Here is a 23,119-nt window from a genome sequence, read left to right on the forward strand (position 1 = left end):
GACGGGTACGACGACTTCGCTCAGAGGAATGATCCCGCTCTTCCGGTCAGCCGGCCGAACCGGTGATCGACTTGACCACGGCCTCGACGAACCGGTCCCTCGTCCGCTCAGGTACCCGGTCCAGCGACAGGTACGGGTTGAGGTCCTCCAGCTCGACCAGCAACAGCTCCCCGTCCCGCGTCCGGCACGCGTCGACCCGCTGAATGCCGTGCTCCAGCCCGTTCCACTCGACGAACCTCTCCGCGAACGCGAGGTCCGCACCGGTCGGCCGGTACTCGACCAGCTCCCAGCGCCGCGCGGGATCGGGTGCGTTCAACGCGTACTGGAACTCGCGGTCGACGTAATAGAACGACACCTCGTATTTGAAGTCGACCTTCGGTTGGATCAGCATGTCGCTCTCGTCCCGGATTTTCTCGCGCGGGACGATTTCCAGCCCGTGAGAATCCGCTCCCGCTTTCGGCTTCACGACGTACAGCTCCGCCTCCGGCAACCGCCCGACGTCCGCGACCCGCTCCACCGTGGGAATGACCGGGAACCCCAGCGCGGTCAGGTCGACCAGGTACTGCTTGCCCGCCATGTCGCCCTTGCCGGTGAGCGGGTTGTAGACGGTGATGCCACTCGCCAGTGCCGCCTCCCTGAACTCCCGGTACGCCTCCGGGTAGTCGATCACCGGCCCGCTGTTGCGCACGACCACGACGTCGAACCCGCCACCGCCGCGGATGAACGCGGCGGCGTCCCGGGGGTTGCACAGCGCGATGTCGAAGTGCTCGCGCAGGCGGGACGTCAGGTGGATGTCCTCGTCGCAGAACCGGCGGCCGCGGGCGGGGTAGGAGAGGTCGGTGACGTAGAGGACCTTGAGGCGACCGGGCACGGCGAGCTCCTGGGGGTGGGGGTGTTCGCTTTGTACGTGAGGACGGGGCCGATCACGAGGGTTTCGTGGGGGGCGCCACGGGTGGGGTTGGTGTTGTGGGGCGGGTGGCGGCCGGGGCGGAGATTGCCGCGGAGCGGCGATGGGCCCCGAACGCACGGTCCGTGGCTGTTCGACCTGGGTGCCGATGTGGTGGGCGACGTGCCTGGCCCGCATGCCGACGTGGCGGGTGACGCGTCTGGCCCCCGTGCCGATGTGGCGGGTGACGCGTCTGGCCCGCGTGCCGATGTGGCGGGTGACGTGCCCAGCCCGCGTGCCGGCACAGCGGGCGACGTGGCCGACCGCTGTGCCGACGTGGCAGAGAACGTGCCTGGCGCCAAGACGGCGGGCGACGTGCCCATTCGCGGTGCGAAGGCGCAAGCGAGCGCCTTGCGCGACCACCCCTCCCGAGGTGACCGGCAGCGTGTCCGGCTCAACCCGGTGTCGCCCGCAAACGGCACGCGCCCGCCTACCGCCGTGCGAAGGCGCGGGCGAGTGCCTGCGAGGCCGACCTCGCGGGCGAGCGGCAGCGTGTACGCGTTGGCCGCCCCAAGCGGCGGGCGGCGGGAGCAGGGGCGAGGGTCAGGGGGTTGAGGTGCCGTGGCGCCAGAGGCGGACGTAGGCGCCGTTGGCGGCCAGGAGGGTGTCGTGTGTGCCGACTTCGGCGACACGGCCTGCTTCCAGCACCACGATGCGGTCCGCGCGGGCCGCGGTGGCCAGGCGGTGGGCGACCACGAAGGTCGTGCGGGAGCCGGCCAGGTGGTCGCTGGCCGCGAGGACCGCGGACTCGGTGGCCGGGTCGAGGGCTGCGGTTGCCTCGTCCAGGAGCAGGAGGTCGGGGTGCACGAGCTCGGCGCGGGCGAGGGCGACCAGTTGGCGTTGGCCGGCGGACAGGCGGTTGCCGCGTTCGCCGACGGGCTGGTGGAAGCCCGAGGGGAGGGTGGCGACCATCGGCAGGGCGCCGACCGAGGTCACGGCCTGCTCGATCTCGTCGTGGGTGGCGGTCGGGCGGCCGTAGGCCACGTTCTCCGCCACGTCGCCGCCGAACAGGTGGGCTTCCTGCGGGACGACGCCGAGGCGTTGGCGGTAGGCCTGGAGGTCGTAGGTGCGGATGTCGACGCCATCGACCAGGACGGTGCCCGCGGTGGCGTCGTAGAAGCGGGCCACCAGCTTGACGAGGGTCGACTTGCCGGCGCCGGTCTCGCCGACCAGTGCCACGGTCTCGCCGGGGCGGACGTGCAGGGAGACGTCGGCGAGGGCCGGCTGGTCGGTGCCGGGGTAGGCGAAGGAGACGCCGCGCAGCTCCACCTCGCCGCGCAGGTGTGCCGGGACCGGCACCGGGGTCGCCGGTGGGGAGACGGTGGTCGGGGTGCGCAGCAGGTCGCCGATGCGGCGCAGGCCCACGCGGGCCTGCTGGTAGCCGTCGAAGACACCGGACAGCTGCTGCAACGGGCTGAAGAACATGCCGAGGTACAGCAGGAACGCCAGCAGCACGCCGGGGCTGAGGCTGCCGGTGGCGACGCGGTGGGCGCCGGCGGCGAGGGCGATGGCCTGGGCCACGCCGGACAGCATGGCGACGAACGGGAAGTACGTCGCGATGTACCGCTGCGCGCGCAGGCGGGTGCGGCGGTAGGCGTCGCTGCGTTCGGCGAAGGCCTCCGCGGAACGGCGTTCGCGGGTGTAGGCCTGGGCGACGCGCAGGCCGGAGACGTTCTCCTGCAGGTCGGCGTTGACGGCGCTCACGCGTTCGCGGGCCTCCGCGTAGGCCGCCGAGGACAGGCGCTGGAAGACGATCGTCGCGACCACCAGCAGCGGCAGCACGGCCAGCGCGATCAGGGCCAGCGACGGGTCGGTCACCACCAGGGCGACGGTCACGCCGACGACGGTCAGCAGGCTGATCACGGCGGTGACCAGGCCGGTCTGCAGGAACGTCGACAGGGCGTCCACGTCCGTCGTCATCCTGGTCATGATCCGGCCGGCCATCTCGCGCTCGTAGTAGTCGAGCCCGAGCCGCTGCAGGTGGGCGTAGCTGCGGACGCGCAGCAGGTACAGCAGCCGCTCGCCGAGCCGGGCGGCGAGCACGGTGCTGCCGGCCGTCGTCAGCCAGCCGGCCACCACGAGCCCCACGCCCAGTGCGACCGCGAGCCACAGCGACGACGTCTCGCCGCCCACCACACCGCCGTCCACGCCGAGCCGGACCAGCGCGGGCAGACCCATGCCGACCAGCGCGTCCAGCACCACCAGCGCGCCCACGCCGAACAACGCCCACCGCACCGGCCGCACCAGGCGGGCCAGCCGGAAGCCGGGGTCGGGTGTGGTCGGGTCCTCGGTCAGCACCGGTTCCTCGGTCGCGGGCGGCAACGCGCGCACCTGCGCCAGCAGCTCCGGCGTCGGCGGACCACCGGCCAGCGCGGACGCGGCGCCCCCGCCACCACCGCGGCGACCGGACAGCGCGGCGGCACCGGAGCCACCGGCCGGCCGGGCGTCCTCGACGAGGCGCTGGTCGAGCTCCTCCTGCGACACCTCCGGCCACAGGTCACCGGTGGGTGCCGGGGCCGCCGACTCGATCGCCTCACCGGGACCGGCCAGCAGGTCGCGGTACAGCGCGCACCGCTCGGTCAGCTCCTCGTGCGTGCCCACGTCGACCACCCGGCCCGCGTCCAGCACGGCGATCCGGTCGGCCAGCGAGAGCGTGGAACGGCGGTGCGCCACCAGCAACGTCGTGCGGGAGGCCGTGACCGACGCCAGCGTCGCGTGGATCGCGGCCTCGGTCGCGTTGTCCACCGCCGACGTCGCGTCGTCCAGCACCAGGATCCGCGGGTCCGACAGCAGCGCCCGCGCCAGCGCCACCCGCTGGCGCTGACCGCCGGACAACGTCAGCCCGCGTTCGCCGACCACCGTGTCGTACCCGTCCGGCAGCGCCTGGATGAAGTCGTGCGCCTCCGCGGCCTTCGCCGCCCGCTCGACCTCCTCGCGCGAGGCGTCGGGGCTGCCGTAGGCGATGTTCGAGAACACGCTGGAGGAGAACAGGAAGGCCTCCTCGAACACCACGCCCACCGCGCCGCGCAACGACTCCAGCCGCAACGTCCGCACGTCCGCGCCGCCCACCGCGACCGCACCCGAGTGCACGTCGTAGAACCGGGGCAGCAGCAGGGACACCGTCGACTTGCCCGACCCGGCGGTGCCGACCAGCGCCAGCGTCTCGCCCGGCTCCACCGAGATCGAGAAGTCCGTCAGCACCGGCTCACTGCGCGTGTAGCCGAACGTGACGCCCGAGAACGACACCCCGAGCGGACCCGGCGGCACCTCGTCGGGCCCGTCGGTGACGTCCGGCTGCGAGTCGATCAGCTCGTAGACCCGCTCCACGCCGGCCCGCGCGAGCTGCGCGGACACCACCAGGCTCGACAGCAGCCTGGTCGGTCCGACCAGGTTCGCCACGTACGCCGAGAACGCCAGGAACGTGCCCAGCGTGACCTGCCCGTGCAACGCGAGCCAGCCGCCCAGCCCGAGCACGCCGACCTGCCCCAGCAGCGGCAGCGCCGTGACGGTCGCCAGTGGCCGCGACGACAGCTTCGCGGCCCGCATCCGCTCGGCGAACAGCCACCGCGCGTGCTTCTCCAGCCGGGCGACCTCGCGCGCCTCCTGGCCGAAGCCCTTCACGACGCGCACGCCGGTGACGGTCTCCTCGACGTGCTGCGCGAGGTCGGCTGCGCGCTGCTGGGCCGACCAGGTGGCCGGGAACAGCGTGAGCCGGGTCCGCCCCGCCAGCCACGCCACCAGCGGCAGCACGACCAGCGCGACGATCGTGAGCGGCACCGACAGGTAGAGCATCGCGGCGAGCGCGGCCAGCGCGAACACGACGGTGCCCACCGCCAGCGGCACCATCATCAGCAGCGACTGCACCAGCTGCAGGTCGGTGATCGACCGGGACACGATCTGCCCGGTGCGCAGCTCGTCCTGCTTCGCGCCGTCCAGCCGCTGCACCGAGGAGAACACCGACCGCCGCAGGTCGTGCTGCACGTCGAGCGCCAGCCGTCCGCCGACGTAGCGCCGCACGAAGGCCGACGCGAACGTCAGCACCTCCAGCACGACCAGGGCGACGACCAGCATCACCAACCGGTCCGTGCGCCCCGCCGTCGAGTCGTCGACCGCGACCTTGAGCAGCAACGGCCCGGCCGCCTGCAGACCCACGCCGAGGACGGCGGCGACCACTGACAGCACCACCAGCCGCGGGTGCTGCCAACACGCCGCCACCAGTCGGCGGACCCAGCCCTGTTTCACACGGATGAGGCTACGGACCGGGTCTGACAATCGTGATAACCGCAGGTCAGGTGATGTCCTTGGACTGGGTCGCCGCCCAGCCGCCCGCGAAGACCACGCCGGCCCACGCCACGAACACCAGTCCCGACCACCACCAGTCGAGCGCGCCGGACGCACCCGCGATGGCGCGCAGCACGTCCTCGATCTCCGGCGGCACGACACCGGCCGTGGACAGGAAGAGGTCGACCGCGACCGACCCGGTCAACCCGTTGATCGACCCGTTCGGCAGGAACCCGATCACCGACGGCACCTCGAGGTAGGCGAGCACGAAGTGCAGCACGTTCTCGATCACCAGGAAGTACAGGATCAGGATCACGACCGAGCCCGCGACGTTCGGGATCAACGCCCCGACGCCGACGCCGAACATCGTCATCAGGATCGACGACAGCACGCAGACCAGCGTGAGCATCGCCCAGCCACCCGCGTCCGGCAGCTGTCCGGAGTTCGAGGTGAGCACCACGCCCAGCGCGATGAAGGCCATGATCGCGAGGCCGTAGATCGCGCCCCACAAGATGTAGACCAGCATCTTGGCCAGCATCGCCTGCATCCGCGACGGCGCGGTCAGGAACGTCGTGGTGATCGTCCGCCGCTGGATCTCACCGGACACCGCCAGCGCCCCGAAGATCAACGGGAAGATCGTCGACACGTTGATCGCCCGCGCGATGCCGAAGAGCGAGATCTTCCACTGGTCCGGCGTCACGCCGAGGAAGTCCGACACCTCGTCCACGTCCGACGACGACGCGAGGTCGACGAAGAACTGCCCGAGCAGACCGGTCGCGAGCCCCCAGCCCAGCGCCAGCACGGCGGTCGGGATCAGCAGCCCCCACCACAGCCCGGTCGTGGTCGTCTTGCGGAGCTCCGCCTGTACGAGGTTGCCCATCAGGCCCAACCACCCTGTTGCTGTTGCTGCTGCTGGTACGGCGCCGGCGCGTACCCGGCGTACTGGCCACTGGTGAGCTGGAAGAACAGCTGTTCGAGGTCGACCTGCTCCTCCTGGATGCCGTAGATCGACACGTTCGCCTGCAACGCCGTGTCCGCCACGTACTTGGCGTCCACACCGGACACCGCGAGCCGCCCGTCCGGCAGCTGCTCGACGTGCACGCCGGCCGTGCGCAGGGCGGTCGCCAGCGAGTTGACGTCCGACGGCTGCACGAGGACGCGCTTGCGCTGCGACTGCCGCAGCTGGTCCAGCGGGCCGTAGAACATCGTCTGCCCGCGCGAGATGATCACCACCTGGTCGACGGTCTGCTCGACCTCCGCCAGCAGGTGGCTGGAGATCAGCACCGTGCGCCCCATGCGCGCGTAGGACTGCAGGAACGTCCGCAGCCACGCGATGCCCTCGGGGTCCAGGCCGTTCGCGGGTTCGTCGAGCACGAGCACCTGCGGGTCGCCGAGCAGCGCGGTGGCCAGCGCCAGCCGCTGCTTCATGCCCAGCGAGAACCCGCCGACGTTGCGGTCCGCCGCGGACGCGAGGCCGACGAGTCCGAGGACCTGGTCGGCCTGCGCGTCCGGCACGCCGATCGCCGCCGCGTACACGCGCAGGTGGTTGCGGGCCGTGCGCGCCGGGTGGAAGCCCTGCGCCTCCAGCACCGCGCCCACCACGCGGCCGGGCTGGCCGAGCTGGTGGAACGGCCTGCCGTTGATCGTCGCGATGCCACTGGTCGGCTTCACCAGTCCCAGCAACATGCGCAGGGTCGTCGTCTTCCCCGCGCCGTTCGGGCCGAGGAAGCCCGTCACGCTGCCGGGTGACACGGTGAAGCTCAGGTTCTGCACCGCGGCGACCGAACCGAACTGCTTGGTCAGGTTCTGCACCGCGATGAGGCCGCTGCCGTCATGCATGCGGCCCATCCTGCCTGATGGTCAGTCGGGCAACGCGTGCTTTGGCCGCGACACGACCGGCGCGCGGTGCACCACCTGCGGTGCGTCGGTCAAGATCGGCAGCTCGGGCGTGGGCTCGGCGGGGGTCCGCGGGGGCACTTCGGCGATCGCACCGGATCGGGTGAACGGGTTGCGCAGCGGCCCGCGGCGTTCCCGGTGCGGCAGCCCCTCTCCGATCAGGTGCCGGTGTGCCGTGTTCCAGACCTGGCACGGCCAGCGCCGCCTCCACCGCAGCCGGCTCGGGCACGTCCGGCACCGGCCGTCCTCGTCGGGCTGGTGCAGTGTGAGCAGCAACCGCCAGCCGTCCGCCAGGCGGTGGATCTCGGTGCGGGCCAACGGGACCAGCGCCTCGGCCGCGCCCTGCTCGGCCACCTCCTCCAGCAGCGCCAACCGGTGTAGCACCGCGTCGCGCAGGACCTCGTCCATCACATCTTCGCCGAGGCCTGGTCGAGCAGGGAGCCGAGCCGGCGCGTCTGGGTGGCGGACATCACAGCGGCCTCGCCCGGCGGTGCGACCAGCAGAACCCGGTCGTTCTCCACCAGAACGGTCATCGACCTGTCTCGACCGAACGGGTCGTGGCAGTGGATCCAGCCCTGTGGTTCAGCCATGGAATCTCCCTTCGAGGGACACCCGACTCCTGCTTCATCGGCCGTCGGCCCTGCTCGGCGCACCGGCAGCGGGGGATTTCACTCGTTTGCCGGATGAGCGGGACACGGGCGGTGGTCTGGTCGAGGCAACTTTTGGGTCGCGTTTCGGCGGGGGTGCTGGGCGCCACCGCCGAAGAGCCGCTATATTTGGTCCCGGCGGCCCCGCTCCCAGTGACCCCCAGGCTGGTTGAGCGCGGCCGCCCTTTATTTTTCCCACTTCTTCCCTCTTGTTCAGAAAAACCCCCTTGCGCCCTGCGGTCTCGTACGCTGTAAGTTGCTCGTACACCGTAAGGGGGAGGTTTTCATGAGTGCGACCACGACAGAAACCGTCGGCGTGCAGCCACATCCGCAGCGCTGGGCCGTGCTCGGCGTGCTCTGCCTGTCCGTGATGGTCGTGGTGCTGGACAACACCGTGCTGAACGTGGCGATCCCGTCCATCTCCACCGGTCTGGGCGCGAGCACCGCCGACATCCAGTGGATGATCAACGCCTACTCGCTGGCGCTGGCGGGCCTGCTGCTCACGACCGGCTCGCTGAGCGACCGGTTCGGCCGCAAGCGGGCGTTGCTGGGAGGGCTGGCGCTGTTCGGCGCGGGCAGTGCCGTGGCGGCCTGCGCGGGCTCGTCCGAGGCGCTGATCGCGGCGCGGGGGTTCATGGGCGTCGGGGCGGCGTTGCTGATGCCCGGCACGCTGGCCGTGCTGATGCAGCTGTTCGACGAGGAGGAACGCCCGAAGGCCATCGGCATCTGGGCAGCGGTCACCAGCCTCGGCTTCGCGGCCGGTCCGGTGATCGGCGGCGCGCTGATCAAGCACTTCTGGTGGGGCTCGGTGTTCCTGATCAACGTGCCGGTGGCGCTGCTCGCGATCGCGGCGGTGGCGTTCCTGGTGCCGGAGTCGAAGGACCCGGCCGTGCGCAGGCCGGACGTGCTCGGCTCGGTCCTGTCGATCATCGGCATGGTCTCGCTGGTGTACGCGGTGATCTCGGTGCCGGAGAACGGGTTCGGCTCGCCGCAGTTCGGCGTGCCGCTCGCGCTGGGGCTGGTCGCGATGGCCGTGTTTGCGTGGTGGGAGCGGCGCACCACCGACCCGATGCTCGACCTCGGGTTCTTCGCCGACCGCCGGTTCACCGGTGCCGTGGCGTCGGGCGTGCTGGCGGCGTTCGGCATGGCCGGCTCGCTCTTCCTGCTGACGCAACACCTCCAGGGCGTGCTCGGCTACAGCCCGCTGGAGGCGGGCCTGCGCGTCGCGCCGATGGCGATCGCGTTGCTCGTCACCAGCAACACCCTCGGTCAGCTCGTGCTGAAACTGGGTGCCGCCAAGGCGATGCTGCTCGGCATGACGGTCGTCGCGGGCGGCGTGGTGCTGCTCTCGATCGGCACCACCTACCCGCCGACGCTGGCCGGGCTGGTGCTGATCGGCGTCGGTGTCGGTGTGGCCCAACCGGTTGCCGTCAACGCGCTGATGGGCGCGATCCCGCCGGAACGCGCCGGCATCGCCTCCGGCCTGTCGTCCACGCTGACCGAGCTGGGCTCGTCGTTCGGCATCGCGATCCTCGGCGCGCTGCTGTCCGCGCGGTTCGTCGCCGCGCTGCCCGACGGAGTGCCGGGACGGTCGCTGTCGGAGGCGCTGCACAGCGGCGCGGACCTGACCGTGGTGCGCGAGGCGTTCTCGTCGGGCATGAGCGTCAGCCTGGTGGCCGGCGCCGTGTCCGTGTTCCTGGGAGGTGTTGTGGCGAGCGTGCTGCTGCGGCGTGCCTAGTATCGAGCCGTGGACAGCGTGTGGTTCGGCAAACCCAGGCCGGCGAGCGGCCAGCACCTCGGCCTGAGCCGGGAGGCCATCGTCCGCAAGGCGATGGAGGTGCTGGACGAGCACGGCCTGGCGAAGCTGTCCATGCGCAAGCTCGCCGCCGAGCTGGGCGCGGCCCCGATGTCGCTGTACTGGCACGTGCCCACCAAGGACGCGCTCATCGAGCTGTGCCTCGACGAGATCTACGGCGAGTTCCCGCGCCCGGCCCCCGGCGCCGCGTGGGAACCCGCGCTGCGCGAGATGATGCACGCGTTCCGCCGTCTTGCGCTCGCACACCCGTGGTGGGTGCGCGGCATCGGCGAGTTCACCACCATCGGTCCCAACGCCGTCGCCATGGCCGACGCGATGCTCGAACCCATGCGGGCGGCCGGCCTGACGATGGTCCAGGCGTCGCAGGCGATGTCGGCGGTGTCGAGCTTCGTCGTCGGGTACACGACGGCGGAGGCGAACTTCCGCAGCCGCGGCGGCCACGACGAACCGCCACCGGACCTCGGCCGGATCGCGGACCTGTACCGGGAGAAGCACCCCCGCTACGTCGAGATGCTGGACCAGCAGGAGCTGTGGTCGCTGGAGGGGCAGTTCGAGTTCGGGCTGGACTGCGTGATCGACGGGGTCAAGGCGCGGGTGGCCGCGCTGCGGTGACCGCGAGGAGGCGCGCCCGTGAAAGGCGAAACCCCCGCAGCGTGCTCCGCGTGCGGGGGCTCCTCCATCCGACTGGCTCTCAGACCACGGACTCCAGCGGCGTGTGCACCAGGCCGGTCGCCTCGGCCACCGGGCCGTTGGTCAGCTGACCGGCGTGCGCGTTGAGGCCCAGGGCGAGCGAACGGTCGTCCTTCAGCGCCTTCTCCCAGCCCTTGCCGGCCAGCGCGACCGCGTAGGGCAGCGTCACGTTGGTGAGCGCGTAGGTGGAGGTGCGGGGGACGGCGCCGGGCATGTTGGCGACGCAGTAGAACACCGAGTTGTGGACCTCGTAGGTCGGCTCGGCGTGCGTGGTGGCGCGCGAGTCCTCGAAGCAGCCGCCCTGGTCGATGGCGATGTCGACGAGCACCGAACCCGGCTTCATCTCCGCGACCAGCGCGTTCGAGACGAGCTTCGGGGCCGCGGCACCCGGCACCAGGACGGCGCCGATGACCAGGTCGGCCTCGCGGACGGCCTGCTCGATCGCGAACGAGTTGGACGCGAGCGTGCGCAGGCGGCCCTGGAACTGGGCGTCGATCTGGCGCAGGCGGTCGACGTTGGTGTCGAGGATCTGCACGTCGGCGCCCATGCCGACGGCGATGGTGGCGGCGTTGACACCGGCCACACCGCCGCCGATCACGACAACGCGGGCCGGGGCGACACCGGGGACGCCGCCGGGCAGCACGCCGCGGCCACCGGAGGGCTTCATCAGGCTGAACGCGCCCACCTGCGGGGCGAGGCGGCCCGCGACCTCGGACATCGGGGCGAGCAGCGGCAGCGAGCGGTTCGGCAGCTGCACCGTCTCGTAGGCGATGGCCGTGGTGCCGGAGGCCAGCAGGGCCTCGGTCAGCGGCTTGTCGGCGGCGAGGTGCAGGTAGGTGAAGAGGGTCTGGCCGGAGCGCAGGCGGGGGTACTCCTCCGCGATCGGCTCCTTGACCTTGAGGACCAGGTCGCCCTCGGCCCAGACGTCGTCGGCGGTCGGGAGGACCTTCGCACCCGCGGCGAGGTACTCCTCGTCGGTGATCGCGGAGCCCAGACCGGCGCCCTGCTCGACGTACACGTCGTGGCCCCGGCTGGTCAGCTCGTGGGCCCCGGCCGGCGTGAGGGCGACGCGGTACTCGTGGTTCTTGATCTCGCGAGGAACGGCGATCCGCACGATGACTCCTCCGTTTCGGCTGGCTGCTATCTCACAATGTGGGGCAGCCGGGAGGTCATGTCACTGTGCGGGTTGCACTGTTCGGGACCAGGCCGGTTGTGCTGCTGGGACAAAGCGACCTGCGCCACGCCTGTACCGGTCCCGCGTTGACACCCGGTGGCGGGCCCACATAGCGTTCCCACCGGAACTGAATAACGGCCGCGGTGCCCCTGACGGGCACCAGAACCCGGGTGGGAGAGACCTCGACGAGCTGGTCGGGGCGCCGAAGGGGCAAGCTCCCGCACACTCTCAGGCAGCAAGACCACTCGGGGTAGGCAACTCTGCACGGCGGAGGGGGCGCACGTTTCCTGCCCGTCATCTGCCAGAGGAGTCGCCGTGGAGTTCCCCGAGAACCTGCTCTACACCGCCGAACACGAGTGGGTCGACTGGACGCCGGGCACCCAGGACCCGTTGACCTGCGGGATCACCGAGTACGCCGCGGACGCGCTGGGTGACATCGTCTTCGTCCAGCTCCCCGAGGTCGGGGCCGAGGTCGTCTCCAACCAGGTCTGCGGCGAGCTGGAGTCCACCAAGTCCGTCAGCGACCTGTTCTCCCCGGTCACCGGCGAGGTCCTCGAGGTCAACACCGCCGTCGTCGACGACCCGGCGATCATCAACACCGACCCGTACGGCGCCGGCTGGCTGTTCAAGGTGCGCGTGGACTCCGCGGAGGACCTGCTCACCGCGGCCAAGTACGCCGAGCTCACCTCGGACTGACCCGCTCGCACCCACCACGAAGGACTGATCAGTGGCGATCAGCGTTTTCGACCTGTTCTCCGTCGGCATCGGGCCGTCCAGCTCGCACACCGTCGGCCCGATGCGCGCCGCCGCCATGTTCGTCGAGAAGCTCGGTGCCCGCGCGTCCGAAGTGGACCGCGTGCACGTCGAGCTGTTCGGCTCGCTCGGCGCCACCGGGCACGGCCACGGCAGCCCCAAGGCCGTGTTCCTCGGCCTGGAGGGCAACCTCCCGGAGGAGGTGGACCCCGCGGCCGCCGCCCACCGCGTCGAGGAGATCGTCGCGAGTGGACGGCTGCGGCTCGGCGGCACGCACGAGATCGGCTTCGCGCACGACCGCGACCTCGTCATGCACCGCCGCAAGTCGCTCCCGTTGCACCCCAACGGCATGAGCTTCGAGGCGTTCCGCGGTGACGAGCCGGTCGAGCACGCCGTCTACTACTCGATCGGCGGCGGCTTCGTCGTCGACGAGAACGCGTCCGGCAGCGACCGCATCAAACCCGACTCGACCCCGCTGCCGCACCCGTTCCTGACCGGCGACGAGCTGCTCGCGCGCTGCCGAGAGACCGGCCTGTCGATCAGCGAGATCATGATGGCCAACGAGCTGTCGTGGCGCTCGGAGGAGGAGGTGCGGGCCGGGCTCCTGCACATCTGGCACGTGATGCAGGAGTGCGTCGAACGCGGCTGCACCGAGCAGGGCATCCTGCCCGGCGGTCTCAAGGTCCGCCGCCGCGCCGCCGAGATGCGCAAACGGCTGGAGGGCGAGCACTTCGTCACCGACCCGCTGCGCGTCATGGACTGGGTCACGCTCTTCGCGCTGGCCGTCAACGAGGAGAACGCGGCCGGCGGCCGGGTCGTCACCGCGCCGACGAACGGCGCGGCCGGCATCGTGCCCGCGGTCCTGCACTACTACACCAGGTTCGTGCCCGGTGCGAACGACGACGGCGTGGTGAGGTTCCTGCTCACCGCGGGCGCCATCGGCGTGCTGTTCAAGGAGAACGCCTCGATCTCCGGCGCCGAGGTCGGCTGCCAGGGCGAGGTCGGCTCCGCGTGCTCGATGGCCGCCGGTGGTCTCGCCGAGGTCCTCGGCGGCACCCCGGAGCAGGTCGAGAACGCCGCCGAGATCGCCATGGAGCACAACCTCGGCCTCACCTGCGACCCGATCGGCGGCCTGGTGCAGATCCCGTGCATCGAACGCAACGCCGTCGCGTCCGTCAAGGCGATCACCGCGGTGCGCATGGCGTTGCGCGGCGACGGCTCGCACTTCGTGTCGCTGGACAAGGTCATCAAGACCATGCGGGACACCGGCAAGGACATGTCGGTGAAGTACAAGGAGACGGCGCGCGGCGGTCTCGCCGTCAACGTCATCGAGTGCTGAGGCCGGTCAGGGCCTGGCGTCGTACCGGCGCTGGGCCTCGATCACGTCCGGCATCCGCGACTCCAGCAGCACGATCAACGCCATCAGCTTCTCCGCCGTCTCGCGCCCGAGCGGCGTGAGGCTGTAGTCGACCCGCGGCGGGTTCGTCGGCTGCGCGTCGCGGTGCACGAGCCCGTCGCGCTCCAGCGCGTGCAACGTCTGGGACAGCATCTTCTCGCTGACGCCGTCGACCCGGCGGCGCAGCTCGTTGAACCGCAGCGACCCGTCGACCAGCGCGCTCAGCGTCAGGCTGCCCCACCGGCCGGTGACGTGCTCCAGCGTGGGACGTGACGGGCACGCCTTCGCGAACACGGTGAACTCCATGTCCGCGAGGGTACCCCATTGCACTTACGAAAAGTTAGTGCTCGCTCGGACGGCAGGCCCGCACACAGCGCGTGTGCGGGCCTGCCTGCTCAGAACGGCCAGTCGGCGTCGCGCCCCGCCTCGATCAGCGGAACCGCGCGGAACGTCGCGTCCGTCAGGCCGCCGAACTCGTGCCGGTTCCCCGTGCCCGACGCGAACGCCCCCTGCCGGTACCCGCCCAGGTTGAACCCGTAGACCGGCACGTGCCGCGGCACGACGTCGTCGACCCCGGCACCGCCCGGCCCGGCGACCGTCTGCATGTCCGAGATGATGAACACCCGGTCGTGCCCTCGGTACGAGCTCTTCAGCGCACCGATGACGTCGGTGCCGTGCCCGACCTCACCGACCCTGCCCAGGAACCGGTCGACCTCGCTGATGACCGACGCCCCTCGCCGCAGCTCGTGGCGGAACACGCCGGTCGCGAACCCGTGGACGTCGACCTGCTCGCCCTTGGCCCCGAGCGCCACGCCGAACACGGCCGCGGCCTTGGCCGGCGTGACCTTCGAACGCGCCGAGTAGCCCGTGCAGGTCATCGACCCCGAGGTGTCGATCAGCACGAGCGACCGGCCCGGCAGCGCCGGCAGGTTGCCCAGCGACGCCTGCAGCGCCCGGTCGAGCGCGTGGCCCCAGCGCAGGCTCGGCGCCGCCTCGTACGCCGAGAGGAAGCGGAACGGGAACTGCCGCGACCGCGCCACCTGGCCGGGGTCGGCCAGCCGGGCCGCGACCTGCGCCGCGACCTCGTCCGACACGCCCGCCTCGTCAAAATTCCTGAGGTTGCGGATCGCGGCCATGAAACCCATCGACGGTGCCAGTGCCTCCCACACCTGCGCCGTCATCGGACCCTGCAACCACCCGGCCACCGACTCCCACGTCATCCCGGCCCGCCGCAGCACGTCCGCCGCGTCCGGTCGCCCGAACAACGCCCGGCGCTGCTCGACCGGCCACGCCATCAGCTCCCGCCGTGCCGCGACGGTCCGCAGCGACTCGGGCACGGTGACGTCCGGGTCGCGGCGGCGGTCGAGCACGTACTGGAACAGGTCGCCCTGCCAGGCCGCGCTCGGCGACGGGTGCACGAGGTTCAGCACGTCGGCCACGCGGAAACCGCGCGCCTCGCTGTCCCACTTGAGCACCGACCGCTCGTCGTAGAGCCGCCGCACCGCGTCCGCGATGCCGCGCTTGACGGGCTTCGGCACGGCCCGGCCGTGGACCGCGGTCCAGTAGGCCAGCAGCTCGCCCGGCTCGTCCGCGCGCTGCAGCACCGACGCCACGACCGCGCGGTTCGTCACGCCCGCGTCGGCACCGGCCTCGAGCCGCGCCTTCACGAACTCGGCGGCGCCGACCAGTGCCGCGGTCCGCATGTTCGCCTCGCCGCGCAGCCACGCCAGCATCCGCGCCGTCCACTCGGGATCCTGCAACGCCGCCGTGCGCACCAACTGCGCGTAGCGCTCGTCGCGGGTGCCGCCGCTCTCGTAGAACGTCTGCTCGCCGCCCATGTTCGACACGGCCAGCAGGAACAGCTCGCCCAGCGCGGTGCGCTCGTAGCCGACGCCGCCCTCGTGGGTGCGGCCGGACCGCTTCGACCCGATGGGGCTCTTCCCGAACGGACGCGCCTTCAGGACGTTGAACTTCGACATGGCTCTTCCCCCTCGGGAGGCGAGACGGGGGAGCGCACAGCGGACAGGAATCCGGCTGACGGGATTCGAACCCGCGACCGCCCCATTTGCGGTGAAAGGTTTCGCACCGGGTGCACGTACAGACAACCACGCCACGCCACCGAATTGTTCTCAGGAACTCGGTGGCGTGGCAGAAGGGTGGCCCGAGGTCAAGGCGCAGAAGGTGACTGCCCACCGGGGTGGGCGAAGAGCCGGACTGGCCGGCCTTCAGGAGTCGAACCTGAGATGCCGAAGTAACCCTCTGCTGCGCACCGGGCCTGACTACAGGAAACCACACCGCGCAAGCGGTTTACGGTGTTTTCACGAAACGCCGCAGGAGGTAGAACAACCCGGCGGTGGCCAGGAAACCGAATGCGCTGATCATGACGATCTGCTCGACGGTGTCCGCCCGCGACCCGGCGAAGACGTAGGCCGCGCAGATCGGGACGGTTCCCAGCAGGGTGGACGTCATGAAGGTCCCGAACGACACCCGCGACACCCCGGCCGACACGGACACCGTCTCCGCCATCATCGGGATTCCGCGTGCGACCCCGAAGAACCAGGGCCCGAACTGCCGTCCCCACCGCCGCATCTCCCGCAGCTCCTCGATGGTCACGACGCGCCGCACCAGCCACGGGCGTGCGAAGCGGCCCAGTGCGTAGCCCGCCGCGGAGGAGCCCAGGGAGCCCACGACCGCGAGCACCAGGCCGAACGGCAGGCCCAACGCGGTTCCGGCGAGGACGATGAGCGGAGTGGACGGCACGGGCAGGAGGACGTCGACGACGAGCAGGGCGAAGATCACGGCCGCGGCCCACACGGGGTCGATGCCGCGCACCCAGGTGACGACCCCCTCGAAGTCGATCAGGTTCAGCGCCTCGAACACGATCCAGCTCAGCAGCACGAAGCCGAGCACGACGAACGGTATCCACTTCCACCGCACGCCCGTCTCACAACTCATCGGGTGATGGTCGCCCACCGCGGTGCGCCGGACAATCCGCCAGTGGCGCGGGTTCAGCGACTGGAACCCGAACGTGTGTCGTCTCGACGCACCGGGTGCCGCTCCGGTGCTCAGCGCTCACGCCGTGGCTGGTGCACAAAGGACCTAGGCGCGGCGCGGGCGGAACACGGCCACGACGACGCGCAGGCCCAGCAGCACCGAGATGATCAGCAGGTTGTAGCCGAGCACCTGGTGGAGGCCCAGGTCCGGCACGACCTGCGGGCCGCCGCCGGCGCCGAGCAGCAGCACGGCCATCACGCCCGCGGTCGCGCCGAGGACGGTCAGCATCACCTGGTGCAGCAGGCCGGTCACGTAGGCGCGGTCGCGTTCGTCGGCGAACAGGCGCATCGACATGCTCAGGCGGCCCTGTTCCACGGCGCCGGTGATGCGGTCGACGCGCCGCGGCAGCCTGCGCAGCACGGGCAGGACGGCCTGCAGCTCCTCGGTGAGGGTGCGCTGGACCGACTCGGGGGTGAGGCGTTCGGAGATCTGCTCGGCGGCGAACGCGCGTGACTCCACGACGATGTCGAAACCGGGGGAGAGCACGCCGAGGGTGCCCTCCAGGGTCGCCAGGGCGCGGAACACGGCCGCGACCTCCGGCGGGATGCTCAGGCCGAAGCGGGACACGATCAGGAACAGGTCGCCGAACATCTCCACGTCCGGGCGCATGCCGGCGCCGAGGTGGCGGGCCATGAACTGGCCGAGCGAGCGTTCCAGGCGCTGTTCGTCGATGTCCTCCGGGCGGGAGGTCAGCTCCAGCACCGCGTCGGTGAGGCCGGCCGGGTCACCGCGGTCGATGGCGAGCAGCAGCCGTTGCAACGCCGAGCGCAGCGCCGAGTCGATGCGGCCGACCGAGCCGAAGTCGAGCAGGCCCAGGCGGCCGTCGGCGAGCAGCAGGACGTTGCCGGGGTGCGGGTCCGCGTGGAAGACGCCGTCGAGCACGACCTGGCGCAGCACGAACCGCAGCAACGTGCGCGCGAGGCCCTCGTCCGCCGCGGCACGGCGGACCGGCACGCCGTCGAGGCGGTCCATCACCAGCACGCGCTCGGTCGACAGGTGCACGTGCGGCAGGCCGACGGAGGCGTCCGCGACGGCGGAGACGGCCGCGATGTTGCGCGCCTCCACCCGGAAGTCCAGCTCCTCGCGCAACGCCACCGCGAACCCGTTCGCGAGGTCCCGCACGCCCAGCGCCGCACCCCACCGCGTGCGCTGCAACGTCTCGGCCAGCCGGCCCACGATGTCCAGGTCGCCCTCGGCGACCGCCCGCACGTCCGGGCGCTGCACCTTCACCACGACCTCGGCACCGGTCCTCAGCACCGCCCGGTGCACCTGCGCGATGGACGCCGCCGCCAGCGGTTCGGGATCGACCGAGGTGAACGCGTCCACGCCCACCTCGGCGTCGAGCACCGCGCGCACCGACTCCCAGGACGCGGCGGGCACCTCGTCCTGCAGCAGGCTGAGCTCGGCGACGAAGTCGGCGGGCAGCAGGTCGGAGCGGGTCGACAGCACCTGGCCGAGCTTCACGAACGTCACCCCGGCGTCCTGCAGCGCGAGCCGAAGCGACCGGGCGAGGCCGGTGTCGGTGCGTTCCCGGCCGCGCAGGTAGGGGCCGAGGCCGTGGCGGAACGCGATGGCGGTGATGCGCGAGTACCGGCGGGTGCGGGCGATCCGGCGGCGGAGCAGGCCCCACCACTCGGTGACCGGCGGGATCGAGCCGGTCGGCACCAGCACCTCGGCGAGCGCCAGCAGCCCGATCACGACGAGCAGCGACAGTCCGAGCTGGACGCTCACCAGCGCGGGCGAGGGCTCCGCGGTGGTGGTGCCGAAGAGGCCGGAGGCGATCGACATGGCCAGCAGGCACATGAGCGCGGTGCGGACCAGGCCGACGCGCAGGCCGAGGATGCGGCGCGCGGCCAGCGCCATTCCCAGCACCAGCAGCAGGAAGGTGGCCGGGAAGCCGACCGCGTAGACCAGGAAGTCCCCCATGCCCGCAGCCTAGGCTGAGCGAGCTGAACGCCACCGGTGCTCCAGCACGACGGCGGTGCGCTGGAACACCGGTGGCGCGGTCAGGGGGTCAGAAGTCGAAGACCTTGCCGGTGTGGGCGCGCACGGCGCACGGGTTCGAGTACACCTGCTGGAAGTCGATCCTCTTGCCGCGCCACTTGCCGCGCAGCATCGCCTTCGTCGGGTTCAGCTCCATCGTGCACATCGCGCCGGTGTCCTCCAGCCTGCGGAAGTCGCCGTCGACCGGCGTGAGCTGGTCGCACGCCTGCTGGGCGTGCTTGTGCAGCCCGCCGGCGGGGTCGCACTGCAGCTGCGTGGTGCTGAGGGCGCCCATCTCCGGCTGCACCGTCAGCACCAGGCCGGATGCGGGGAGGAAGGGCGCTGCCTGCGCGGTCGCGGGAACCAGGGGAACGGCGAGCGCGAGGCAGGCGAGCAGAAGTCGGGTCCTTGCCATGCCACCACCATGGCGTGGCGAGGACCCGGAACTCCATTCAACTCAGCGGTAACACCGGATCGTGTAAACCGCCCTCACGGCGTGCAACTAGACGCCCGCGAGCTCCGTCCCGGCGAGCGCGCCGGCGACCTGGTCACCGACCGCCGCCATGCCCTTGGCGTTCGGGTGAACGGGGAACGCGATGCTCGTCGGGATGATGCCCTCGACCCACTTGTCCCACGGAGCGGCGCACGTGTCGCGGCCCGCGCTGATGTCGTAGGGGTTCACGAACGTGGCACCGGCGGCCTGGGCCTGCGCGCCGAGCATGGCGTTGAGCTGCTGCTGCACGCCGTCGAGGTACGGCACGTCGCCGCGCGAGATCGGCACGACCGGCCAGCAGCCGCCGGAGGACGGCAGGATGCGCAGGTAGCCGACCACGACGACCTTCGCGGCGGGCGAGCGCTGCTTGATCCCGGCGAGCACGGCGGCCACCTCGGGGGCGGTCGCGGCGACGCGCTGGGCGAGCTGGTCGCCGTAGGTCGCCTTGCAGGGCGCGCCGTTCGGGTCGAGCACGCTCTTCGCGGCGCACGTGAGGATGATGTCGGAGAAGCCGATGTCGTTGCCGCCGATGGACACCGTGACGAGGTCGGTGGTGGCCTTGAGCGCGGAGAACTGCGGCACGGACTGGCCGGGGACGCCGGACTGCACGCCCAGCATGTCCTTCGTCTGCGCGCCACCGCAGGAGATGTCGGTGAAGCTCTCGACGTTCAGCCGCCGGGCCAGCACCGACGGGTAGTTCTGCGTGGACTTGAAGCAGCTGAGCGGGTCGAGCCGTTGCAGCGGGATGAACGGTCCGGAGACGAACGAGTCGCCCAGCGAGACGTACTCGCGGTACTGCGGCGCGGCGGAGGCCGCGGGCGCCAGGAACGCGGCGACCAGGGCGGTGAGCACGGAGACAACAGTCACTCGGCGCGTCATTGCTACCTCGTTACTGAACAGTAGGAACGTAGGACGAAGGGTGACCGGGCCATTGCGCACTGTCAATCCCTCCACCAGGCTGGAACGATGACGGGGGTACGCAGGGCAGCGTTCGCATCGGCGGTCGGCAACACGATCGAGCTGTACGACTTCCTCTTGTACGGCACGGCTTCCGCGCTCGTGTTCGACAAGGTCTTCTTCCCGCAGTTCGACCCGCGCATCGGCGTGCTGCTCGCCTTCGCCACGTTCGGCGCGGGCTTCCTCGCCCGGCCGCTGGGCGGCGCGGTGATCGGGCACCTCGGTGACCGCGTCGGGCGACGCTCGATGCTCGTGGTCACCCTCTCGGTGACAGGACTGTCGACGGCGTTGATCGGGCTGTTGCCGACCTACGCGCAGGTGGGCATTCTCGCGCCGTTGCTGCTCGTGCTGCTGCGTCTCGTGCAGGGCTTCTTCATGGGCGGTGAACAGGGCGGCGCGTCGCTGATGGCGGTCGAACACGCGCCGCCGGGCCGGTGGGGCTGGTACGGCAGCTGGGTGTTCATCGGGTCGCCGGCGGGTGTGCTGCTGGCGAACCTCGCGATGTACGCGTCGTCGAAGGCGTCCGGGACGGCGTTCCTGGAGTGGGGCTGGCGGTTGCCGTTCCTGTTCTCGGTCGTGCTGGTCGGGATCGGCCTGTACATCCGGCTGCGGGTGGCGGAGAGCCCGCGGTTCGAGCGCGCGGAGAAGTCGCGGCTGCCGATCGCCGAGGTGCTGCGGACGCGGTGGCGGGTCGTGCTGCTGGGCGCGGGCGTCAACCTGGGCTTCACGATCTTCATCTACCTGCTGAGCGTGTTCATGATCGGCTACGGCCGCACGGCGCTGAAGATCACGGCGGACGACCTGCTGGTGGCGACCGTGATCGGGTCGCTCGCGCAGGTGGTCGCGGTGCCGGCGTTCGCGCTGCTGTCGGACCGGATCGGCCGGCTGCCGGTGATGTTCGGCGGCGCGGTCTTCCAGGCCGCGTTCGCGTTCCCGCTGTTCTGGCTCACGGACGCGGGCTGGTTCACCTTCGCGATGGTGCTCGGGTTCATCGGCTCGGCGGCGTTGTTCGGCCCGTCGGCCGCCTACTTCGCCGAGCTGTTCCACACCCGCGTGCGCTACAGCGGTGTGGCGTTGAGCTTCCAGCTCGGTGCCGTGCTGGGCGGTGGTCTCGCGCCGCTGGTCGCGCAGTCGTTGCTGCGCACCGGGACCTGGGCGATCTCGCTCTACCTGGTCGCGGGCGCGGTGCTGTCCGGGGTGTGCCTGCTGGTGATCGGCTCAGCGCACGAGGCGGAGCCGGCGGGCGGCGAGACCGACGGAAAGCCGCTGGCCCCAGCCGAGGCGTAGCGCGTCGCTCTCGATGCCGTCGCCGAACGCCACCAGCCCGTCGGACTCGACGTCGACGTGCAGCGGCCCGTCGGTGATCTCGCCCTCGGTGTGCTCGACACCGGTGCCCGGCGACGGCCACGCCTCGCGCACGAACCACACGAGCCTGCGTTCGGTGGGGGTGGGGAGGGTGAGGGTGCTCCCGCGTTCGCGGTGGGCGGAGGAGCACCAGCCCGTGGCGCCGGTGCCGCTGCCGACGAGGATGCCCGACGAGGCCTGGCGCTCGCCGTGCACGCGGTAGCGGCTGGTCTGGTGGCCCGGGTGGCCGACGTAGACCTCGTTGAGCGCCAACAGGACCTGGCCGTCGTCCGACCGCGCCTCGACCATCGTGCGGTCCTCGGTGTTCCCGGTGCCGCGCAGGAGCTCCGCGGCGTCCTTCGGGGCGTGCGTGGCGAGCACGCCGCGGTCCGGGTTGATGCCGATCACGGGCTGGCCGTCGAGGTACTTCGCGACGTTCGCGACCAGCCCGTCCTGCCCGACGATGACGACTACGTCCTCGGGCGCGAACAGGAACCGCGACAGGTCTTCCCTCTCGACCACGCCGCGGCGCCAGTCCAGCGGGATCGCGGCGCTGACCTCTCCCAGCGCCCGCCGGGTCTGCTGGTCACGATCCACCACCTCGTCCAGGGTTCGGTTGCGGGACTTCAGGAAGAACTCGACCTGGCCCCGTGTGCCGTGTCGTGCCAGCAACTCTGTCAGCTCGGTGCGCCGGTGCACCACCACAATTCGGGGAGCGAGGCTCATCGCGCGAGCCGCTGCAGGATCGGCTGGATCAGGTCGGGGGTGAGGGTGATGCTGCCGATCTCGGGCAGGTTGCCGGCCAACTCCTTGGCGGCCAACGCGAACAGCGTCTCCTGCGGCACGTCGCGGTAGGCCTCCAGTCGCGCCTTCTCGCCGGCGGCCTCCGCCTCGGCGAGCTTGCGGATGCCCTCGGCCTTGACGTCGTCGGCGATCCGGGCGGCCCGCGCGTTGTCCTCCGCCTTCTTCAGCGCGTTGGCACCGCGCTGCACGACGAGCAGCTCCTCCCGCTTCGCGAGCTCGATCTGGTTCTGCAGCTCGTTCTCGCTGATCGCGCGCTCGCGCTCGACGGCCACCGCACGGCGCTGGTAGGTCGCCTTGTCCGCCTCCTGCTGCACCTGCTCGCGGACGGTGGTCTGCAGCGCCTTCTCCATGTCCGCGTCCGGCCGGATCGCCACGACGCGCACGTCGATGACCTCCAGGCCGATGTGGGCGGCGGTCAGGTTGGTGGCCACGGCCTGCTTGACGCGCTCCACGCCGGTGCGGATCGCGGTCTGCAGGTCGAGCGTGCCGAGGATCTTCAGCGCGTGCTGCTGGGTGCTCTCGGTGAGGGTGTTCGCGATCTGGCTCAACGGGTCCTGCCGCCAGGTGCCGGTGTCCGGGTCGATCGAGAAGTCGATGCGCGCGGTCGCCGTCTCCGGGTCGGTGCAGCGGTACGTGACGGTCAGCTGCACGGTCACGTCCTGGTAGTCCTGCGTGCGGGCGTGGAAGAGCATCGGCAGCTCGCGGTCGTCGACCGGGACCTCGCTCAGCACGGCGGTCCTGGGCCGGAACCAGAAGCTCAGCCCGGTGCCGTCGTGGACCAGCTCGCCGTTGCGGACGTGTCTGATGTGGACCGTCGGGGTGCCGCGCAGGTGGCGGAGTCCGGGGTAGCGGCTGATGTCGGCCATGGGTTCGTCTCCTTGTCGT

At 71.2% G+C, this 23,119-nt stretch carries 20 protein-coding genes and 1 riboswitch; of the genes, 5 read left to right on the top strand and 15 right to left on the bottom strand.

Translation table 11 applies throughout. The features are described 5' to 3' along the window. Positions 1–46 precede the first annotated feature (46 nt). The 6 genes from AB0A63_RS23785 to AB0A63_RS23810 form a co-directional block, all read right to left on the bottom strand. Complete coding sequence (locus tag AB0A63_RS23785) at positions 47–871, bottom strand: hypothetical protein (protein WP_360395215.1); 825 nt, start codon at positions 869–871, stop codon at positions 47–49. A 618-nt stretch (positions 872–1,489) separates the two neighbouring features. Beyond that, positions 1,490–5,188, bottom strand: a complete 3,699-nt coding sequence (locus tag AB0A63_RS23790) for an ABC transporter ATP-binding protein (protein WP_360395218.1) — start codon at positions 5,186–5,188, stop codon at positions 1,490–1,492. Between the two features lie 46 nt (positions 5,189–5,234). After that, complete coding sequence (locus AB0A63_RS23795) at positions 5,235–6,107, bottom strand: hypothetical protein (protein ID WP_360395221.1); 873 nt, start codon at positions 6,105–6,107, stop codon at positions 5,235–5,237. Continuing rightward, positions 6,107–7,066, bottom strand: a complete 960-nt coding sequence (locus AB0A63_RS23800) for an ABC transporter ATP-binding protein (RefSeq protein ID WP_360395224.1) — start codon at positions 7,064–7,066, stop codon at positions 6,107–6,109. Before AB0A63_RS23800 ends, AB0A63_RS23795 begins: the two co-directional genes overlap by 1 nt. A gap of 21 nt (positions 7,067–7,087) precedes the next feature. Beyond that, positions 7,088–7,531 (bottom strand): hypothetical protein, encoded by a 444-nt coding sequence (locus AB0A63_RS23805; RefSeq protein ID WP_360395227.1) that lies wholly within the window; start codon positions 7,529–7,531, stop codon positions 7,088–7,090. Beyond that, on the bottom strand, positions 7,531–7,713 hold the full coding sequence (locus AB0A63_RS23810; RefSeq protein ID WP_360395230.1) for a hypothetical protein: 183 nt from the start codon (positions 7,711–7,713) through the stop codon (positions 7,531–7,533). The genes AB0A63_RS23805 and AB0A63_RS23810 overlap by 1 nt, the downstream gene beginning before the upstream one ends. A gap of 343 nt (positions 7,714–8,056) precedes the next feature. Here AB0A63_RS23810 and AB0A63_RS23815 point away from each other — a divergent pair, with 343 nt between their 5' ends. Both AB0A63_RS23815 and AB0A63_RS23820 read left to right on the top strand, forming a co-directional pair. Beyond that, positions 8,057–9,508 (top strand): MFS transporter, encoded by a 1,452-nt coding sequence (locus tag AB0A63_RS23815; protein ID WP_360395233.1) that lies wholly within the window; start codon positions 8,057–8,059, stop codon positions 9,506–9,508. Positions 9,509–9,517: 9 nt separating this feature from the next. After that, positions 9,518–10,198 carry a TetR/AcrR family transcriptional regulator C-terminal domain-containing protein gene (locus AB0A63_RS23820; protein ID WP_360395235.1) on the top strand — a complete coding sequence of 227 codons (681 nt, stop codon included), beginning with the start codon at positions 9,518–9,520 and terminating at the stop codon, positions 10,196–10,198. A gap of 79 nt (positions 10,199–10,277) precedes the next feature. Here AB0A63_RS23820 and ald read toward each other — a convergent pair whose 3' ends face one another. Then, positions 10,278–11,390 (bottom strand): alanine dehydrogenase, encoded by a 1,113-nt coding sequence (gene ald / locus AB0A63_RS23825; RefSeq protein WP_360395237.1) that lies wholly within the window; start codon positions 11,388–11,390, stop codon positions 10,278–10,280. Between the two features lie 221 nt (positions 11,391–11,611). After that, positions 11,612–11,704: riboswitch (glycine riboswitch) on the top strand. Positions 11,705–11,765: 61 nt separating this feature from the next. On the opposite strand from ald, the gene gcvH reads away from it, so the two are divergent. Then, entirely contained in the window at positions 11,766–12,146 is a 381-nt protein-coding gene (gene gcvH, locus AB0A63_RS23830; RefSeq protein WP_360395239.1) for a glycine cleavage system protein GcvH, read from the top strand. Positions 12,147–12,177: 31 nt separating this feature from the next. Then, positions 12,178–13,542 carry an L-serine ammonia-lyase gene (locus AB0A63_RS23835; RefSeq protein ID WP_360395241.1) on the top strand — a complete coding sequence of 455 codons (1,365 nt, stop codon included), beginning with the start codon at positions 12,178–12,180 and terminating at the stop codon, positions 13,540–13,542. 6 nt (positions 13,543–13,548) lie between these two features. On the opposite strand, the gene AB0A63_RS23840 is transcribed toward AB0A63_RS23835, so the two are convergent. The 6 genes from AB0A63_RS23840 to AB0A63_RS23865 form a co-directional block, all read right to left on the bottom strand. Beyond that, positions 13,549–13,905, bottom strand: coding sequence for a helix-turn-helix domain-containing protein (locus tag AB0A63_RS23840; RefSeq protein ID WP_360395243.1), 357 nt, complete (start codon positions 13,903–13,905; stop codon positions 13,549–13,551). 89 nt (positions 13,906–13,994) lie between these two features. After that, positions 13,995–15,578, bottom strand: coding sequence for a TROVE domain-containing protein (locus AB0A63_RS23845; protein ID WP_360395245.1), 1,584 nt, complete (start codon positions 15,576–15,578; stop codon positions 13,995–13,997). A gap of 328 nt (positions 15,579–15,906) precedes the next feature. Further along, positions 15,907–16,554, bottom strand: coding sequence for a VTT domain-containing protein (locus AB0A63_RS23850; RefSeq protein ID WP_360395247.1), 648 nt, complete (start codon positions 16,552–16,554; stop codon positions 15,907–15,909). A gap of 144 nt (positions 16,555–16,698) precedes the next feature. Further along, complete coding sequence (locus tag AB0A63_RS23855) at positions 16,699–18,579, bottom strand: AarF/UbiB family protein (protein WP_360395249.1); 1,881 nt, start codon at positions 18,577–18,579, stop codon at positions 16,699–16,701. Positions 18,580–18,667: 88 nt separating this feature from the next. After that, entirely contained in the window at positions 18,668–19,051 is a 384-nt protein-coding gene (locus AB0A63_RS23860) for an SSI family serine proteinase inhibitor (RefSeq protein WP_360395251.1), read from the bottom strand. A gap of 87 nt (positions 19,052–19,138) precedes the next feature. Beyond that, positions 19,139–20,008 carry an SGNH/GDSL hydrolase family protein gene (locus tag AB0A63_RS23865; protein ID WP_360395253.1) on the bottom strand — a complete coding sequence of 290 codons (870 nt, stop codon included), beginning with the start codon at positions 20,006–20,008 and terminating at the stop codon, positions 19,139–19,141. A gap of 87 nt (positions 20,009–20,095) precedes the next feature. Between AB0A63_RS23865 and AB0A63_RS23870 the strand changes: the two genes are divergently transcribed. Beyond that, positions 20,096–21,373, top strand: a complete 1,278-nt coding sequence (locus tag AB0A63_RS23870) for an MFS transporter (RefSeq protein ID WP_360395254.1) — start codon at positions 20,096–20,098, stop codon at positions 21,371–21,373. On the opposite strand, the gene AB0A63_RS23875 is transcribed toward AB0A63_RS23870, so the two are convergent. Together AB0A63_RS23875 and AB0A63_RS23880 are read right to left on the bottom strand one after the other, a co-directional pair. Further along, the gene (locus AB0A63_RS23875) at positions 21,305–22,156 is read right to left on the bottom strand and encodes a hypothetical protein (protein WP_360395256.1); all 852 of its coding nucleotides are present in this window, start codon (positions 22,154–22,156) and stop codon (positions 21,305–21,307) included. The two genes, AB0A63_RS23870 and AB0A63_RS23875, sit on opposite strands and share 69 nt — an antisense overlap. Next, a complete protein-coding gene (locus AB0A63_RS23880; RefSeq protein ID WP_360395258.1) occupies positions 22,153–23,100 on the bottom strand; it encodes an SPFH domain-containing protein in 948 nt (315 codons plus the stop codon). Before AB0A63_RS23880 ends, AB0A63_RS23875 begins: the two co-directional genes overlap by 4 nt. Positions 23,101–23,119: the final 19 nt, after the last annotated feature.

This window comes from Lentzea sp. NPDC042327, from assembly GCF_040647275.1.
Taxonomy (GTDB): Bacteria; Actinomycetota; Actinomycetes; order Mycobacteriales; family Pseudonocardiaceae; genus Lentzea.

What these genes read in the sequence shown, in the direction of transcription:
- AB0A63_RS23880 (WP_360395258.1), bottom strand. Translation starts at nt 23,100, where the DNA reads ATGGCCGACATCAGCCGCTACCCCGGACTCCGCCACCTGCGCGGCACC.
- AB0A63_RS23860 (WP_360395251.1), bottom strand. Translation starts at nt 19,051, where the DNA reads ATGGCAAGGACCCGACTTCTGCTCGCCTGCCTCGCGCTCGCCGTTCCC.
- AB0A63_RS23795 (WP_360395221.1), bottom strand. Translation starts at nt 6,107, where the DNA reads ATGGGCAACCTCGTACAGGCGGAGCTCCGCAAGACGACCACGACCGGG.
- AB0A63_RS23800 (WP_360395224.1), bottom strand. Translation starts at nt 7,066, where the DNA reads ATGCATGACGGCAGCGGCCTCATCGCGGTGCAGAACCTGACCAAGCAG.
- AB0A63_RS23870 (WP_360395254.1), top strand. Translation starts at nt 20,096, where the DNA reads ATGACGGGGGTACGCAGGGCAGCGTTCGCATCGGCGGTCGGCAACACG.
- AB0A63_RS23875 (WP_360395256.1), bottom strand. Translation starts at nt 22,156, where the DNA reads ATGAGCCTCGCTCCCCGAATTGTGGTGGTGCACCGGCGCACCGAGCTG.
- AB0A63_RS23855 (WP_360395249.1), bottom strand. Translation starts at nt 18,579, where the DNA reads ATGGGGGACTTCCTGGTCTACGCGGTCGGCTTCCCGGCCACCTTCCTG.
- AB0A63_RS23815 (WP_360395233.1), top strand. Translation starts at nt 8,057, where the DNA reads ATGAGTGCGACCACGACAGAAACCGTCGGCGTGCAGCCACATCCGCAG.
- AB0A63_RS23865 (WP_360395253.1), bottom strand. Translation starts at nt 20,008, where the DNA reads ATGACGCGCCGAGTGACTGTTGTCTCCGTGCTCACCGCCCTGGTCGCC.
- AB0A63_RS23810 (WP_360395230.1), bottom strand. Translation starts at nt 7,713, where the DNA reads ATGGCTGAACCACAGGGCTGGATCCACTGCCACGACCCGTTCGGTCGA.
- AB0A63_RS23805 (WP_360395227.1), bottom strand. Translation starts at nt 7,531, where the DNA reads ATGGACGAGGTCCTGCGCGACGCGGTGCTACACCGGTTGGCGCTGCTG.
- AB0A63_RS23845 (WP_360395245.1), bottom strand. Translation starts at nt 15,578, where the DNA reads ATGTCGAAGTTCAACGTCCTGAAGGCGCGTCCGTTCGGGAAGAGCCCC.
- AB0A63_RS23850 (WP_360395247.1), bottom strand. Translation starts at nt 16,554, where the DNA reads ATGAGTTGTGAGACGGGCGTGCGGTGGAAGTGGATACCGTTCGTCGTG.
- AB0A63_RS23840 (WP_360395243.1), bottom strand. Translation starts at nt 13,905, where the DNA reads ATGGAGTTCACCGTGTTCGCGAAGGCGTGCCCGTCACGTCCCACGCTG.